This is a genomic window from Nitrobacter sp. TKz-YC02 (genome assembly GCF_049852135.1).
GTDB lineage: Bacteria > Pseudomonadota > Alphaproteobacteria > Rhizobiales > Xanthobacteraceae > Nitrobacter > Nitrobacter vulgaris.
Map to the genome: position 1 here is coordinate 2,373,607 of NZ_CP180728.1, position 16,977 is coordinate 2,390,583.

14 protein-coding genes are annotated in these 16,977 nt (G+C 60.9%); 6 read left to right on the plus strand and 8 right to left on the minus strand.

Annotated elements, in window-relative coordinates; translation table 11 throughout:
• Positions 1-51 precede the first annotated feature (51 nt).
• Together ACM561_RS11335 and ACM561_RS11340 are read right to left on the minus strand one after the other, a co-directional pair.
• Complete coding sequence (locus ACM561_RS11335) at positions 52-744, minus strand: hypothetical protein (RefSeq protein WP_425905152.1); 693 nt, start codon at positions 742-744, stop codon at positions 52-54.
• Positions 741-1,310 (minus strand): sigma-70 family RNA polymerase sigma factor, encoded by a 570-nt coding sequence (locus ACM561_RS11340; RefSeq protein ID WP_079447286.1) that lies wholly within the window; start codon positions 1,308-1,310, stop codon positions 741-743. Before ACM561_RS11340 ends, ACM561_RS11335 begins: the two co-directional genes overlap by 4 nt.
• 369 nt (positions 1,311-1,679) lie before the next feature.
• Between ACM561_RS11340 and ACM561_RS11345 the strand changes: the two genes are divergently transcribed.
• The 4 genes from ACM561_RS11345 (at position 1,680) to ACM561_RS11360 (ending at position 5,817) form a co-directional block, all read left to right on the plus strand.
• The gene (locus ACM561_RS11345) at positions 1,680-2,786 is read left to right on the plus strand and encodes a DUF2336 domain-containing protein (protein WP_425905154.1); all 1,107 of its coding nucleotides are present in this window, start codon (positions 1,680-1,682) and stop codon (positions 2,784-2,786) included.
• 318 nt (positions 2,787-3,104) lie between these two features.
• On the plus strand, positions 3,105-3,797 hold the full coding sequence (locus ACM561_RS11350; RefSeq protein WP_425905156.1) for a hypothetical protein: 693 nt from the start codon (positions 3,105-3,107) through the stop codon (positions 3,795-3,797).
• A 212-nt stretch (positions 3,798-4,009) separates the two neighbouring features.
• Positions 4,010-4,789 carry an enoyl-CoA hydratase gene (locus tag ACM561_RS11355; protein ID WP_425905158.1) on the plus strand — a complete coding sequence of 260 codons (780 nt, stop codon included), beginning with the start codon at positions 4,010-4,012 and terminating at the stop codon, positions 4,787-4,789.
• A 62-nt stretch (positions 4,790-4,851) separates the two neighbouring features.
• Positions 4,852-5,817, plus strand: coding sequence for an IS481 family transposase (locus ACM561_RS11360; RefSeq protein WP_425904734.1), 966 nt, complete (start codon positions 4,852-4,854; stop codon positions 5,815-5,817).
• A 37-nt stretch (positions 5,818-5,854) separates the two neighbouring features.
• Here ACM561_RS11360 and ACM561_RS11365 read toward each other — a convergent pair whose 3' ends face one another.
• Both ACM561_RS11365 and ACM561_RS11370 read right to left on the minus strand, forming a co-directional pair.
• Positions 5,855-7,702 (minus strand): acetyl-CoA hydrolase/transferase C-terminal domain-containing protein, encoded by a 1,848-nt coding sequence (locus ACM561_RS11365; protein ID WP_425905160.1) that lies wholly within the window; start codon positions 7,700-7,702, stop codon positions 5,855-5,857.
• A gap of 93 nt (positions 7,703-7,795) precedes the next feature.
• Positions 7,796-9,043 (minus strand): threonine ammonia-lyase, encoded by a 1,248-nt coding sequence (locus tag ACM561_RS11370; protein ID WP_425905161.1) that lies wholly within the window; start codon positions 9,041-9,043, stop codon positions 7,796-7,798.
• 296 nt (positions 9,044-9,339) lie between these two features.
• Here ACM561_RS11370 and ACM561_RS11375 point away from each other — a divergent pair, with 296 nt between their 5' ends.
• Complete coding sequence (locus ACM561_RS11375; RefSeq protein ID WP_079447291.1) at positions 9,340-9,627, plus strand: hypothetical protein; 288 nt, start codon at positions 9,340-9,342, stop codon at positions 9,625-9,627.
• Between the two features lie 147 nt (positions 9,628-9,774).
• On the opposite strand, the gene ACM561_RS11380 is transcribed toward ACM561_RS11375, so the two are convergent.
• The 3 genes from ACM561_RS11380 to ACM561_RS11390 are packed head-to-tail and all read right to left on the minus strand — an operon-like array spanning position 9,775 to position 15,465.
• Positions 9,775-13,137, minus strand: coding sequence for an error-prone DNA polymerase (locus tag ACM561_RS11380; RefSeq protein WP_425905164.1), 3,363 nt, complete (start codon positions 13,135-13,137; stop codon positions 9,775-9,777).
• Complete coding sequence (locus ACM561_RS11385; RefSeq protein WP_425909722.1) at positions 13,134-14,744, minus strand: DUF6504 family protein; 1,611 nt, start codon at positions 14,742-14,744, stop codon at positions 13,134-13,136. The genes ACM561_RS11380 and ACM561_RS11385 overlap by 4 nt, the downstream gene beginning before the upstream one ends.
• Positions 14,653-15,465, minus strand: coding sequence for an ImuA family protein (locus ACM561_RS11390; RefSeq protein WP_425905166.1), 813 nt, complete (start codon positions 15,463-15,465; stop codon positions 14,653-14,655). Before ACM561_RS11390 ends, ACM561_RS11385 begins: the two co-directional genes overlap by 92 nt.
• Positions 15,466-15,541: 76 nt before the next feature.
• On the opposite strand from ACM561_RS11390, the gene ACM561_RS11395 reads away from it, so the two are divergent.
• Entirely contained in the window at positions 15,542-15,742 is a 201-nt protein-coding gene (locus ACM561_RS11395) for a hypothetical protein (RefSeq protein WP_425905167.1), read from the plus strand.
• Positions 15,743-15,786: 44 nt separating this feature from the next.
• Here ACM561_RS11395 and ACM561_RS11400 read toward each other — a convergent pair whose 3' ends face one another.
• Positions 15,787-16,956: a M20 aminoacylase family protein gene (locus ACM561_RS11400; protein WP_425905169.1), complete on the minus strand. Its 1,170-nt coding sequence runs from the start codon at positions 16,954-16,956 to the stop codon at positions 15,787-15,789.
• Positions 16,957-16,977: the final 21 nt, after the last annotated feature.

Sequence of the window (16,977 nt, forward strand, 5' to 3'; positions counted from 1 at the left end):
CCTGGCGTCGCAAAGCGGAAACCGAGTGCGGTCAGACAAAGTTCACGTCCACTACTCGGCAGGAACCGCCAGATTGACGATCGCTTCGCTCTGGAGCTTGCCCAACAGGCCAGGAAAATCCTTGTGCTGATCGAAGCGCAACTGGAACAGGCCGTTGCGGGACACCGAAACAATCGTGGCCTGGTAGGTGTCCAGGAAAGCACTAATGTCGGACATGCGCGCATCCGGCGCGAACCGCACCAACGCCTTCGGTCCCGATTCCACGGCCAGTCCGCGGGTCAATGGCGCATCCGGCGCGCGGTGAGAGGCCGTGCGAAACGATTGGCCGCCATCGTCCTTTGCCAGCATCGCGGCGATCACGCTTGCCTGGAGCACGACCACAAGCGCTCCAACCGCACCGGCCACCGCAAATGTGCGCGGCGACAGGTCGCTAAAGAACTGCGAAATCCGCGCCGACAGGCCGAGGCGCGCTTTCGGTACGCTCAGTGCCGGCTCGGCGTCGATTGCGGCGAACAGTTTTCGCAGCGCGCCTGCAGACGGAGCGCCGAGGCTTTCATTGAGCGAAATGGTTTCAGCATATTCATCCCGGATCACCGCATACTGCTTCGCCAGATCGGGATCGCGCGCGAGCGCTTCCTCAACCCGGCCCACGTCACGTGCGCTTAACGTGCCGGCAGCATGCCACGGTAGCAGCGCCTCGACATCTCCAGGCTCGTCGTCCGTGACCCTCTTCGCCGCTGTCATGGCCAACCTCGTTCTATTCCGGCTGCCTGCAGCAGACCGGCTAGTTTCTTGCGCGCGTAGAACAGTCGCGTCTTAACAGTGTTCTCGGGTATTCCGACAATCTCAGCGACCTCTTCCACCGATTTCTCGTGGTAGTAGACGAGATCGACGATCTCTCGGTGCTCGGCTGAAAGCTGCATCAGACACTTGCGGAGCGCGTTTCCCGTATCCTTCTTCTGTACCGTCACCTCCGGATCGTCGGATTGATCCTCGATTTCATTGGCCGTCTCATCATCGAGTTCGGCATCCTTCCTGCGGCGAAGCGCAGAGAGGGCTTTGAATCGCATAATTGCCAGCAACCAGGTGGAGACCGCGGATCGCCCTTCGAATTTGCCGGCCTGACGCCACACATCGAGAAAAACCTCGCTGATAAGGTCTTCGGCGATCTGTTCGTTCCGCACGAGTCTCAGTCCAAAACGAAAGACCCTGACGTGATGACGCCCGTACAGCACCTGCATGGCGAGGCGGTCGCCTTGAGCGATCCGGGCAATTAGAGCTTCATCGGAAGCCGCCTGAGTCGTACTCACTTGCCGTCTCGTAGAATTGGTCGGGTTTGCGGGGAAGAAGGTTCGAATGGCAAAGCAAAATCTTCTCAAATTACAAGTAACCGGCCGTTCGGCCACGGCTAGGTTGTGCCCGAATCGGCGAAAAGGGCAAGCGCCATGGGTATCTGATAAAGAGCAACGTTCCGTGTGGAACAACCTGCCCGAGGCACATCCCGATAAAAAAACACACCAAACTTAAAGGCTTTTCGCCGTAAATTCCCCGCCCAGCTACTCATCGACGGGCCATTTGAATAGTTTGGCTCCGATCGCTCGATTCCGCAGTGGTCTGCCGCGGCAGCCATCCTGGATCAGCGCGATCGGAACGTCACTGCAGAACTCTAGGATAGAGCCATGCTTTCCAAGTCGGCGGGGTCGGCAAATCTGCTCGAGGAACTCCAGACCGTTCTCACCCATGGCACAATCGCGCGGCGGATCGAAACACTGCAGCGAGTCACCGACCTTTTCCTGAACGACACGGTCGACTATTCCGACGATCAAATCACGCTCTTCGATGACGTTTTTAATTGCTTGATTCATCACATCGAGAGTTCGGCGAAAGCGCTACTTGCCAGACGCCTGGCTCCCGTTGCCAAGGCTCCGCCGCAAATCATTAACGTCCTCGCCTTCGACGATCTAATCGAAGTCGCCGCGCCCGTGCTGTCGCAATCCGAACGGCTCAGCGATGATGTGCTTATCGAGAGCGTCCGTAGCAAAAGCCAGGCTCATTTGCTGGCGATCTCCACGCGGAGAGTCTTAAGCGTCGCGGTCACTGACGTTCTGATCGAGCGAGGCAACGACGAAGTCGTCAATAGCACCGTCAACAATCCGGGCGCTGATTTTTCCGAGCTTGGCTTCACGCAGTTGGTCCAACGCGCCGAAGGCAACGACGACATCGCGACCTGCGTCGGAATGCGGCGGTCGATCCCGCGGCATCACTATTTGAAGCTGATCGCGAAGGCCTCCGCCGCGGTGCGGGCGCGTCTCGCGGCAGCTAACCCAGATCGGGCAAACGACGTTTCGGCCGTCGTTGGCGAGGTAACGCGGCGAGCACGCTCGGCCCCCGGGACCATCAGCAGGGAAACGACGATCGCACATGGGCTGGTCAGGTCGCTGTACGAAGATGGGAGGCTGGACGAGCACGAAGTCGCTGTGTTTGCGGAAGCCAGAAAGTTCGATGAAACGAATGCCGCCATTGCCTGTCTCGCCAATGTCTCGATCGCAGACGCCGAAAAAATGATGATCGAATCCCAAACCGAGGGCGTACTTATTCTGGCTAAGGTAGGCGGCCTCTCCTGGGCAACAGTGAAAACCATCATCGATATGCGCCGCGATCTGACTCATGTTGAGATGACGGACATCGATGCCGCGAAGCGGACCTATGAATGTCTGCGCCTCTCTACTGCGCAACAGGTACTGCGCTTTCATCGAACGCAACAAGCGGCCGCTGCGGACGGCTAGAACCGGATAGAGTTGCGTTAATCTTTAGCCGTATCTTCGATACCCGTATCCTTTGATCGAGTATCCGAAAGCCAGTTTCTTCTTCCGGGATACACGGCCAGCCAGATCAATAACCGGGCGCACCTGCCGCAGGCCCCAAGGCCAAAAACAGGCATCCGCCACCTCATTTTGGTGGTTTCATCGCGATTTGGCCTTTGTGGTCGAAAAATTCCCTTTTTTTGCCCCGGTGTGGCCACTCCGGACGTTTCTTTTGCCGGTCAGGGAACCGACAAACCGGGAGAAATCGTCATGGGCATTGGGGCTAGCGGGCGCTCGGCGTTGATCATCGCAGCCGGACTTTTACTTGGTTTCGCAGGGCCAATGCGCGCGACAGACAGCGTGGCGGAACCCGCCGGAGTAGCCGCCGCCCATACCGAAAAAGCGGTGGCGCCGGTCAGATCCAGCAAACTTGCCAAACACCCATCGCACAAGCGGCAAGCCACACGCACGCGGAAATCGACCAAGCCCGAATCAAAAACCGATAAAAAACCGGAGGAATCAACTGCCTCTGCAATCCAGGATAGCAACAAGCACATACCGCTGCCGCCGACGGTCGCCAACGCAAACGCCAGCACCGATATCTCCCCTGGCACCACGGAAGATTTGTCCAAGGACGAGTCAGCAAAAACCCCAGCGAGCGCACTTGCCAATAGCGCCGGCGAGATGCTGGCTACCAATCAGGGGGATGCAGCGCCACATGCCGACAACACCCCCTCCCTTGCGGCCGCCGTGGATATCGTTCCCTCCGATGAACTCAACGAAATTGACCGCGCCCTGGCCGACAGCCATCAGGACGCACCTCGCCTGGCATTAGCCTCGATTGACATCACGTCGCCCTCTAGTGGCGATACCGGTCAGTCGGCATCAAGCGACAGCTCTGCCTGGAACCATACCTCTCTGATCGGCAAGATCTTCATTGCCTTCGGCGGGTTGCTCACGATCGGGTCCGCCGCCCGGATGTTTATGGCCTGATCCGACATACGGCCGCCAGGATTCCGTTCTCCGAGACTTTATGGTCCGTCGCCCCGGCGGCGGGCCGCCGATTTTCAAGCCGGCGTATATTGACCTGCTGGTGGTGTGGACCTCGTGTTCGCTGCCGCAAGCTTGCCGCGCGACTGGAGCGCAGGCACATTGTCAGCCGCCGCGTCCCCTCACGACCGGCTAATGACAACGCGGGACGGACCATGCGCAGTTTCGAACACATCATCGTCGAGAGTAAGGACCAGGTCGGTGTCATCAGATTGAACCGCCCGAAAATGCTCAATGCGCTGTCGTTCGCGGTGCTTCGCGAAATCGCTGCTGCGGTAGATGAATTCGAAGCCGAATGCGAAATCGGATGCATCCTGATCACCGGCAACGAAAAGGCTTTTGCCGCCGGCGCCGACATCAAGGAGATGCAGCCGAAAAGCTTCATCGACATGTTCAACGAAGACTTCAAAGCGATCGGGGGCGACCGCATCGCCACCTGCGGCAAGCCCACTATCGCGGCGGTCAGCGGCTATGCGCTCGGCGGCGGCTGCGAGCTTGCCATGATGTGCGACATCATCATCGCCTCCGACACCGCGACATTCGGCCAGCCCGAAATAACGCTCGGCACCATTCCCGGCATCGGCGGCACGCAGCGTTTGACCCGCGCCATCGGCAAAGCGAAGGCGATGGACCTCTGCCTCACGGGCCGAATGATGGACGCTGCCGAGGCGGAGCGCTCGGGCCTCGTCAGCCGGGTCGTGCCCGTCGACAAACTGATGGACGAGGCGATGGCCGCCGCGAAAAAAATCGCTTCGATGTCGCGTCCTGCCGCGGCGATGGCCAAGAACGCCGTGAATCGCGCCTTCGAGACGACGCTGTCGGAAGGCGTGAACGTCGAGCGCGACCTGTTTCGTTCGACCTTCGCGCTGGAAGATCGCGCCGAAGGCATGGCGGCGTTCATCGAGAAGCGCAAGCCGAACAACAAGAACCGATGACCTAGGTGTTTGATCCCGGACTTTGATGGTGCAGTCTTTTCCTTGGAATGGAAGGATGCGCTATGGGCCAAATTCTGCACGGGAGCGCCACAACGACAGAGGCGGTCCGTCGAGCGATACAACATAGTCAAGAGAGCCTGAGGGCACTGGCCAAGCGCTATGGGATAAACCAGAAGACGGTCGCCAAGTGGAAGCAGCGCTCGTCGGTCAGCGATTTGCCGACCGGCCCTAAAGAGCCAAAGTCGACGGTTCTTTCCGTCGAGGACGAGGCGATCGTCGTCGCCTTCCGTCGGCATACGTTACTGCCGCTCGATGATTGCCTCTACGCCTTGCAAGCGACGATCCCGCACCTGACGCGCTCGTCATTACATCGTTGCTTGCAACGGCACGGGATCAGTCGGTTACCCGAGGTTGCGGGCGACAGACCACCAAAGAAGAAGTTCAAGTCTTATCCGATAGGCTTCTTTCACATCGACATCGCCGAAGTGCAGACGGCCGAAGGCAAACTCTATCTGTTCGTCGCTATCGATCGCACGAGCAAATTCGCGTTCGTGCAGTTGGTCGAGAGCGCCAACCGTGTGGCCGCCTCAGACTTCCTGGTCGCGTTGATTGCCGCCGTTCCTTACAAGATTCACACGATCCTGACGGACAACGGCATTCAGTTCCGTTTCGCGCCACGCTACGCCGATGGCCCAACCGCCCGCTACATGACACACATGTTCGACATGCGATGCCGCGAGAACGGCATCGAGCATCGCTTCACCAAAATCAATCATCCGTGGACCAATGGTCAGGTCGAGCGAATGAACCGCACTATCAAGGAAGCCACCGTCAAACGCTATCACTACGACAGCCACTACCAACTGCGACGCCATCTCGCTGATTTCGTCGACGCTTACAATTTCGGTCGAAGGCTGAAAACCCTCAAAGGCCTCACGCCTTACGAGTTCATCTGTAAATGCTGGACAAGCGAACCGAAGCGATTCAAACTAAACCCGCTCCAGAAAATGCCGGGACCAAACACCTAGCGTCATCGCTCGATGCGAGACGAGGGTGACGCTGTGTTTACTTCTTGCTCTCCTTCAGCGCGCCGTTGAGAAGCGCACGATAAAGCCTGTCCGAAAACGTATTCGGATGATCAAGCCCCATACGCGCAAGCGCGGGTTGCACCGACGCATCGCCGGGACGCAATCCTTCCATAAGCAACCTGATGAGTGCCAACGGCGAACGTGATGCGTCGCGCAAGATTTCAAGCGCCGATATCAGCCGCTGCTCGATCTCGGTGAAATCGCTACCGAACGGAAACGACGGCAGCAGTCCAGCCGTACACGCTGGGCTCAGCGCGGCTGCGATGCGCGTCGGCGTGTTGTCGCAATGCGCCGCGGGAATCCGATGATCGCGCGGCAGTTTTCCGGCGTCGATCGCCTGCCGCATCAACTGGTCCTGAAAACGCGAGTCCGTTACGTTGAGCATCGCCGCGATCACGTCAGCATCGGCTTTTCCGCGCAGGTCCGCCACCCCATATTCGGTGACGACGATATCGCGCAGGTGGCGCGGAATGGTGGCATGGCCGTAGGTCCAGCGGATATTGGACACCACGCCGCCCTTCTCTCGTCTGGTCGACTCCAGAGTGAGGATCGAGCGCGCGCCCTCGAGCGCAAAAGCCTGCGTCACAAAATTGTATTGTCCGCCGACGCCGCTCACCACCTGACCATTGTCGAGACCATCGGAGATCGCAGTCCCCATCAGGGTTGCGATCATCGCGTTGTTGACGAAGCGTGCGTCAACGCGGGCGCGACGCTTGGCGGCCTCGTCGCCGTAAAGTTCATTCGTAAAGGACACCGCTGTCATCTGGATGCGGGCGCGCTCGTCCGGCGTCATCTCGCGCAACGCACGATAGAACGATTGCGGCCCCAAAAAGAACGCGCCGTGCAGCACCGCACCGTCGATCTCGCGCTTCAACACGCCCGCTCTAATCAGCCCGAGAAACGCCTCGAAAACCATTTCGCTGACGCCATAAAGGCCTGTTGCAAACGGCGCGGTCTCCGCCATTGCACGGTCCGGCGCAAGCCGTGCGGCGATCTCACGAAAGCGCGCGTTGTCGCGGTGACGAACGATCAGGCTTTGCGCCAGCGCATCGCCGGTCTGGCCAATGCCGATCTGCAAACTTCCGCCGTCCTTGATCAGCCCGGCCGCGTGCAAACCGATAGCATACTTGGTGTCGGATACCGGCTCGGACGGCGGCGCGAATAACGGAAAGTCGGTGGCGGGGCTATCGAGGACCGCGCTGAACTCACTGGCCGGCAAATCTCCCGCCCCTGGCATGAACGGCAATTGCGAGTTGACCTGTCCCACCAGTTTGAACGACGCGCGGCCCGCAGCGCGGGCGCTCAGAAGGTCGAGCGTGGTGTCCGTGTTGCTGCTCAGACTGTAGCGCGTCTCACCGTTGACGACGCGCTTCGCCACGAGTTGAGTGATGACGTTGAGGCCGCGGTCGAGGATATAGGACGCGGCGTGAGTGTAATTGGCGGCAATGTAGTGTTGCTGGGCATAGCTGTTGCGCAGCCATTTTCCTGCCAGGAAGAAAAACTCGGTAACCTTGACGTTCGGCGGCAACGCGCCCTTATGCAAAGCGGCGGCGTAATCGAGGTCCGGCCAATCGCCGAACAGGCGATCGATCACTGGCGTAATGAAACGCTTTTCCAACTCGTTCGATGGCCGCGGCTTCTCCAGCGTCAGCGCCGAGAACAATGTGAGGTCGAGATTGCGATCGGCTTCCGCCCGGCGATACAGCGCATTGACGATGTGATTGGCCTTGCCGAGCCCAAGCGGCAGTCCCACCACCAGGCGAGAACCGTTCTCGCGGATGATGTCATCAACGATTGCGGCGGGATCGGTGAAAATCCTGGGCATCAGACCGTCGTCCGCACGTCCATCATGTATGATACGCCTCCATGCACTTCCATGTTCTGGTGCAGGCCGCAACGATCCAATGTAATGGCGTTCTCAATCCCTTGATAGCACCAGCCGGTCGCGGCGGCGCGCTCTCACGCCTTTGGCTTCCAGGCCGGCGACGATGGCGCTGCCGTGCGCGGTGTCCTGCGCCTCGATCACCAGCTCGACCTCGGTCATGTTGGCGGACAGAGCGCTGAACAGACGCTGGTGCTGCACCTCGACGATGTTGCCACGGAGTTCGGCAATGACGCATGCGAGTTCGGCCAGCGCTCCGGGCTTGTCAGAAATCTCCACGACGAGATCGATCAGCCGACCGTCGCGCACCAGCCCGCGCATTAACACATTTGCAAGCGTCCGCGTATCGATGTTACCGCCGGAGACGATCAAGCCAATCTTGCGCCCGACGAACCGTCCGGGATCGCTCATCAGCGCCGCAAGCGCGGCCGCGCCCGCACCTTCCGTCACGGTCTTCTCGATCTCCAGCATCTGGATGACGGCCTTCTCGATCAAACGCTCCGCAACCGTCATCACCTCGATGCCATACTTGCGCAGGATCGCCAGCGGCAGCGAACCGACGTCTCGCACCGCGATGCCTTCGGCGATGGTGGCGCCGCCGACCGAGATCGGATGCCCGGCGAGATGCTGCGCCACGGCGGCGTACGACTCCACTTCGACGCCGATCACCTCGACCGCCGACGCATGACCCGACGCCGCGATCGCGCAACCCGCGACCAGTCCACCGCCACCGACGGGCGTAAGGATACAATCGAGCGCCGGCTGATCTTCCAGCATCTCGAGCGCCACCGTGCCCTGCCCGGCGATCACGGCCGGATCATTGTAGGGATGGACAAAGACAAGATTTTCGTCCGCGGCCAGTTGCCGGGCAAACGCGGCGGACTCCGCCAGCATTTCGCCCTCGAGCCGAACCCGCGCCCCGAGCTTCCTGGTTCGCGACACCTTCACAAAAGGCGTTGATTTCGGCATCACGATCGTGGCGGCGATTCCGAGATTATGAGCGTGATAGGCAACGCCCTGGGCGTGGTTGCCGGCGGACATGGCAATGACGCCGCGCCGCGCCTCCTCAGGTGACAGCGTGAGCAGCTTATTGGCCGCGCCGCGTTCCTTGAAAGAGGCGACGAACTGCTGATTTTCCAGCTTGAGCCAGACCTCGGCCCCGGTGATTTCGGACAGCGTGCGCGAATGAACCAGCGGCGTACGAATCACTCGTCCGGCGAGCCGAGCGGCGGCAGCCTTCAGTTCCGCCATTCCGATGGATTTGCCCTGCTCCGCCTCACTCATACCTGCTTCTCCGTGAATGGTCCGACTGCGGGTTATGTCACCCGCCGCAAGAAATGAAATACGTTATTTGTACCGCCGGCGTCCTCGTTTTCGGGTATGAAGCGGACGATAATCAATAACGTTCTCAGCCGGATTCATAGGGACACGGATAATATCGGCGCCGATCGCAACGTTGATTTCCAGCAAAATGCATACCGGCGCATTAATATTTGCCATCCAACGTCAACTGCCGATGCGATACGGCGCGGGACAGCGCACCGGCCCTATTTCATGTTTATGCGAAGCAAGGAGCAGTCATGGCCGCTATTGATCCCTTGACCGCCGTGGGTGTCGTACTCGCTACCGCGGCGACCGATGCCGTTTATGTGATGTTCACCTCGGCCGTGGTGGCGCGACGGCGCGTTCCGGCGGCGACCTGGAGCAGCATCTGGTACCTGCTCTCGTCCTTCGCCGTGATCAGCTATACCGAGAACTGGGTCTATGTGGCCTTCGCCGCGGTCGGCTCCTGGCTCGGCGCGTTCGCGACGATCACCTTCCTGCATCGCCCGCCGGGCGGACCGCCGGTCGGCGCGTCGGTGGAGTGAGAGGGCACGATCAGGCTTGAGGCCGGCATTTGCCGAACTTGAAGCGGAAATCCATCTTTCAAAGGGAAATGATGGATGCCGGGGTCATAGGCAAGCGAAGCAATGCCGTTCTCCTTCCGGGCGGCTATGCCCGGCATAACGAATAACTCAATGAAAATCCCGCGAGCGCGGCAGAATGCGCACGTTGCGCGGGTGACGAACTCTCTGTGCCGGATTGTCGGGGTGTTCGCGGCGGTCGTCGTTGAGCGGCTCGGCCGGTGTGACCGGCGGCGGCAGCGGATGCCTGGGCACGAGCGCATCGTTCGCCAGATGCATCAGCTCGGTTGAGCGATCGGTCAGCTTGCTTGCGACAAGATGTACGACCTGCTCCGGGCTGCTCTGGATATGGCCCTCCACCTCGATCAGCCGCGCGCCCATCACCTCCTTGCGGTAGCGCTCCATGATCTTCGGCCACACCACGATATTGGCAATTCCGGTCTCGTCTTCCAGCGTCATGAAGACGACGCCCTTGGCGCTGCCCGGCCGCTGCCGCACCAGCACCACGCCCGCACATTTGACGCGCCGCCTGTCATTGGCATGGCAAATCTCGGCGCAACTCACCACGCGCTCGCGGGTGAACATCGCGCGCAGGAATTCCATCGGATGGCCCTTCAACGACAACCGCACGGTCTGATAATCGGCAACCACCTGCTCCGGCAGCGGCATCCCGGGCAGCGGCGCGGCATGTTCGTCCGGCAGCTCGCGCGCGACGGCGCTTTCGAACAATGGCAGCGGCACGTCGTCCGGCAGGCGGCGCACCGCCCACAGCGCCGCGCGGCGGTCGAGCCCGAGCGAGCGAAAAGCATCGGCATCGGCCAACAGGATCAACGCGCGCTTCGGCAGTTTGGCGTCGCGGGCAAAATCCTCAATGGAGGTGAACGAACGACGTTGACGCGCCGCGACAATCCGCTCGCCCCAGTCGTCTAACTCGCTATTCCGGGACCGAATCTTGTCTCGTTTCAAATACTCCTCATCCTTATCAACCCACTTGAATCCGTCGATCTGACGAAAGCCGAGCCGCACCGCGTGATGCGCGCCCGCACGCTCTTCCAGAGTGTTCTGCGAATGGCTGAACGAGACGTCGATCGGCCGCACCTCGACGCCGTTCTTGCGGGCATCACCGACGATCTGCGCCGGTGCGTAAAAGCCCATCGGCTGCGAATTCAATAGACCGCAGCAAAACGCGTCGGGATGGAAACACTTCAGCCATGACGAGACATAGACGAGTTGCGCGAAGCTCGCCGCGTGGCTCTCGGGGAAGCCGTAAGATCCGAATCCCTTGATCTGCTCGAAACAGTTTTTCGCGAACACGGGATCGTAGCCGCGCGCAATCATGCTGCCGACCATTTTCTCCTGAAAGGAGCCAATGGTCCCCACGTTGCGGAACGTCGCCATGGCGCGGCGCAGGCCATTGGCCTCCTCAGATGTGAACTTCGCGGCTTCGATGGCGATCCGCATCGCCTGCTCCTGAAACAACGGCACGCCGAGCGTCTTGTGCAGCACGTTGCGTAGTTCATTCCTGTCGCCACCCTTCGGATAGGGATAGTCGATATCCTCCGGCTTCATGGCTCGCCGCTTCAGATAGGGATGCACCATGTCGCCCTGGATCGGCCCAGGACGGACGATGGCGACCTCGATCACGAGATCATAGAACGTGCGCGGCTTCAGCCGCGGCAGCATGTTCATCTGGGCACGACTTTCGACCTGGAACACGCCGAGGGATTCGCCTCGCTGCAACATCTGATAGACTTCGTCATCGTCCCTCGACTTAATGTCCGCCAGCTCGTAGCGCTTGTCCTTGTGCTCTGCAATGAGGTCAAAGCATTTGCGGATGCAAGTCAGCATGCCGAGCGCGAGTACGTCGACCTTCATCATCCGCATGGCGTCGACATCGTCCTTGTCCCACTCGATAAAGGTGCGATCGTCCATCGCGGCATTACCGATCGGCACGTAGGCATCGAGCCGATCCTGCGTCAGCACATAGCCGCCGACGTGCTGCGATAGATGACGCGGGAATCCGATCAACTCGGTGGCAAGCGCAATGGCGCGGCGCACCATGGGATTTTTCGGATCAAACCCGGCCTGCCTGATCTGCATGTTGCTGACATCATCGCCCCAGCTCCCCCACACCGTGTCGGCGAGCGCCGCCGTGACATCCTCGGTCAGCCCCAGCACCTTTCCGACATCGCGGATGGCGCTGCGCGGCCGATAATGAATGACGGTGGCGATGATCGCGGCGCGATGGCGGCCATAGCGGCGATAGACATACTGCATCACCTCCTCGCGGCGCGAATGCTCGAAATCGACGTCGATGTCCGGAGGCTCCAGCCGCTCTTTCGAGATGAACCGTTCGAACAGAAGATCGGTCTCAGCCGGATTAACCGCGGTGATGCCGAGCACATAGCACACGGCCGAATTCGCCGCCGAGCCCCGCCCCTGGCACAGGATATTCTGGCTGCGCGCCCACTGCACGATGTCATGCACGGTGAGAAAGTAATGCGCGTATTTAAGTTCGGCGATCAGGTTGAGTTCCTTGCGCAGCACCGCACGCAACTTGTCGTCCGACCCTTCCGGGAAATATCTTGCGACACCAGCCCAGGTCAGGTCCTCAAGATGACGCTGCGCCGTTTTTCCGGGCGGCACCGGTTCGTCGGGATACTGATATTGAAGCTGATCGAGGGTGAATGCGATGCGCGATGCGAACGTCACCGTTTCGCCGGTCGCTTCTGGGACATCACGAAACAGCCGCGCCATCTCATGCGCCGGTTTCAGATATCGCTCGGCATTAAATTCAAGCTTTCGCCCGACGGCATCGATCGTGATCTTTTCACGAATGCAGGTGAGGACATCCTGCAACGGACGGCGTGCAGGGTGATGGTACAGCACCTCGTTGGTCGCAAGCAGCGGCACGCGGGCGGCGACCGCGATCCGCTGCAATCGCTGCAAACGGCGCCGGTCGTCACCGCGATAGAGCAGACTTACCGCGAGCCAGACGCCGTCCGCGCGACTCTGCCGCAACCGGTCCAGCACCTTCAGGACTTTCGTCGTTTCAAAACGATGCTGCAAAGTCAGCACGAAAAGCTGGCCTTCGGAAAATTCCAGCAGATCATCCAGCCTCAGATAGCATTCGCCCTTCTCCGCCGCCCGCTTGCCGCGGGTCAACAACCGACAGAGCCGGCCATAGGCGTTGCGATCACTGGGATAGACAAGGATGTCCGGCGTCCCATCGATGAAAACGAGACGCGATCCGATCAGCAGCCGCGGCTTATAACAAACATTTGGATTTTTCAGCTCCGTATAGGCGCGCACCACCCCCGCTAGCGTGTTGCGATCGGCGATACCGATGACGGGCAATCGCAGCTCGCTCGCCTGATGCACATATTCCTGCGGATGCGACGCGCCATGAAGGAACGAGAAATTGGTGGAAATGCCGATTTCGGCATAGGGTAGAATGTCGCGCGGATGCTTCATGCGAACAGCCCGTGGACAAACCATTTTGGCGGTACGGTATCGCCGTTCTCAGCCGCTTCGTCATAAAGACCGTCGCGATAGAGCCAGAACCGCAATCCGCTTTCATCCTCGACGCGAAAGTAATCCCGCGTCGGCCTTGCCTCCTGCGTCCGCCACCACTCCATCGCAATGCGCTCGGGACCTTCGGCACGAACTACCGTATGAGTGACACGCCGCCAGATGAAATGACGCGGTGGTTTGTCCGGCACCTCCGCCAGTTTCACCTCGATCGGCTCCGGCCGCGCAAACATCCGCAACGGCCGCAGCGGCGGCTCGTTCCCGATACGTGCGGGCCACTCGGCGCGCATGGCCGTCACGAGATGCTGTTGCGCCGGTAATGAGAGCGCCTCGCGTTCGGGAATATGCGTATCCTGTGGCAGATGCACGATGACGCGATGGCTGCCGATGCGCGCGGCAATGCGGTCGATCAGCGCCGACACTTCGTCATTGTCTTGAACATGTGCATCGAGGTCGCGCTGCTCCTGCACAACGGACTCGGTTCGCACTGCGGACAGCCGCACCAGATCGAATCCGAAACCAGGATCGAGCGGATCGATCAGCGCATCGAGCCGCTCGCGGAACAGGCGATCGACGATTTCGCCGCGCGCAACGGGGCGGCCGGTCTCCACTGCGATGACTCGCACCGCGCCGTCGGTGCGGAAAAAACTCGCTTCCAGATGCCGCGCGCCCTTGCCATGCTTTTCCATCGCGGCGATGAGTGTGCGCGCAAGACCTGCCAGCGTCATCGCGATTGCGCCGTCGGTGGTGATCGGCTCGGCAAACCGCTTCTCGACGATATAATCCGGCGGCGGCTTGCGTGGATTGATGGGCGCGTCGCACTGCCCCAGCGCCTGTTCCAGGAGCGCTGTGAAAGCAACACCAAAACGCGCGGCGATCTCGTGGCGGCCGCGTGCAGCGACATCGCCGATGGTTTTCAACCCGGCACGGCGCAGCCCGCGCGTGATCGCATCATCCGCCCCCAGCGTGAACACCGGCAGCGGCGCAACAGCTTCTAGCTCCGCGCCGGGCGCGACAATCCGGCCATGAGCATGGCGCGTCAACGCTCGCGCGCAGACCGGTGTGCCCGCGATCACCGCGCTGACAACAAAGCCACGTCGCCTCAGCGCGTCGCACAGCGCATTCATCAGCGCGGCCTCGCCGCCGAACAGATGCGCGCAGCCGGTAATGTCGAGCAGCAGACCGTGCGGCGGATCGAGCGCCACCAACGGCGTGAAGCGGTCGCACCAGTCGGCGATGCCGTTCAATGTTTGCTCGTCCGCAATCTCGTCAGCATCGAACACGTCGATGTCGGGACAGATCGCACGGGCATTGGCCAGCGGCAGCCCGACCGCAAGGCCAAGACGTGCAGCCACATCATCCAGCGCGGTGATGACCAGCGCGTTGTTTTGTTTGGCAACGACGATATGGGGCAACTTTCCCTTCGTCTTTGCCGAGCTAGATTGTGAGTCACATGTTTCATCCAGCCCGCCGAAGCGCAATAACTCGCGCCGGATGCGGTCGGTCGGCAGCCGCGGCAGCCACAGGCTGAGGATGCGTCTCCGAACCATGGAACGGGACGTCACGGAAGAGGCACTCATCACACTTCCACTCCATGATCCATTGGCCGGTCTGGCCATGACGATTACGGACAAGCTGGGTTTCGAGCACGGGGGCGCCCCACGCCTGCCATGCCGCGCCTGGCGGCGAGCGCGCCGGGCGCACGATCCACCGTGTCTCCGCCGTCGAAGGCAGCGGGCTTGCCGCCACCCGCAGCAGCAGCCCGGTAACGCCGGAGGCCCGCGCCGCCAGCGTCAGCCTGCGGCTGGCGACGAGATCGAACAGACGCGTCTCCCCCCAAATCTCGATGACCACGGCGCCGAGCGCATCGCAGGCCAGCGCATCGGCCGCTGTCCGCAACGCGCTCTCCACATCCGGCGCATGGACCGTCACCAAAAGACAGGGGGCGAGGCCGATCTCCCGCCATCCACGCATCGACAGCGCACCGGACTCCCGCGCGGCAAAATCCTGCCGCACCCAGAGTAGCGGCCGATCCTTGCCGACACGCTGCGAAAGACCTGCGATGAACCCTGTCGCCGCCGCGCTATGCCGCCCCTCCGCGAACACCTCATGCACGGCGCCCTGCGCAAGCCCGCCCTGCAGCACGGCATCCGCCTCGCCGTGACCGAGCGCCGTCCGGCCCGACATTCCGCCCCCGTGATCGGTCTCGATGCGCGCGATGCGACCACGCAGGCGCGCAAGCTTCCCTGCGCTGCTTCCGGTTCCAGGCATGATCAAAAATCCGTCCGTGACATCAGAGCCGATGACAAGCCTGAGTGTTCACTATATGTTCTAGTAAATGCCGGCCATGGCCAAGAGTCAACCGGGACTTTCCGGCGATGCTTTCGCCAAGATCGCCAACCTCGTGTTTGTTTGTGAAACCAAAGGATTGCATCCGTCCCATCTGCTGCGGCCGCCGGATCAGGATGCCAGAGCCCTCGAATGTGAGCGCTTTGTCGGCGATCTAAAAATTGCCGCGACGCAGTTGCGCCGCGACAAGGCGGCGTGATGGCCGCTGGTAGCGTCGCGTAGCAAGTTCTGGTGCAAAGCTCCTTATGCCGCCAGCGTGGTCTCGACCAACCTGATCCAGTACGACGTGCCGTACACGATGGCGTCGTCGTTGAAGTTGTAAGCGGGATGATGCAGGCCCGCGCTGTCGCCATTGCCGATGAAGATGAAGGCGCCGGGCCGCGCCTCCAGCATATAGGCGAAATCCTCCGCGCCCATCATCGGCGGCGTCCCGTGAACATTGTTATCGCCAGCAATCTCTTTCGCGATCCTGATCGCGGTATCTGTCTGCTCGGGGTGATTCACCGTGACCGGATAGCCGCGCCGGAATTGGACATGGATCCTGGCGCCGGTCGTCAGCGCCACACCGGCGGCGACCTCTCGAATCCGTTTTTCCATCAAGTCGCGAATATCCGCCCTCAGGGTGCGGACCGTTCCCCGCAGTTCGGCCGTTTGGGAGATGACGTTGCTGGTACTGCCGGCGTGGAACTCACATACGGAAATCACCGCCGATTCCAGCGGATCGACATTGCGCGACACGATCGATTGCAGGGCAACGACAAGCTGCGAGCCGGCCAGCACCGGATCAATACAGAGATGCGGACGCGCGGCGTGGCCGCCGTGGCCCTCGATCCTGAAATCGACGCTGTCGGTCGCCGCCATAATAGGCCCCGGACGGATGGAGAAGGCGCCGAGCGGTAGTCCAGGATTGTTGTGCATGCCATAGACCTGATCGATCCTGAAACGATCCATCAGCCCGTCCTTGATCATCGCCGCAGCACCTGCGCCGCCCTCTTCCGCCGGCTGAAAGATCACGACCGCCTCGCCGGCGAAATTCCGCGTCTCCGCGAGATAGCGCGCGGCACCGAGCAACATCGCCGTATGGCCGTCATGGCCGCAGGCATGCATCTTGCCGGCGGTCTTCGAGGCGTAAGGTAAATTGGTTTCCTCTTGAATCGGCAGCGCGTCCATATCGGCGCGCAGACCGATCACCTTGACTTCCCCGCCAGCGGGACGTCTGCCCTTGATGACGCCGACGACGCCGGTCCTGCCGAGCCCGGTCACGATCTCGTCGCAGCCGAATTCCCGCAAGCGGTCGGCCACGAACGCGGCGGTGCGAGGAACGTCGTACAGCAGCTCCGGCTGCGCGTGGATATCCCTGCGCCAGCCAGCGATTTCGGATTGCAGATCGGCAACGCGGTTGACGATAGGCATCTTTGTTTCCGATCGGGTTGC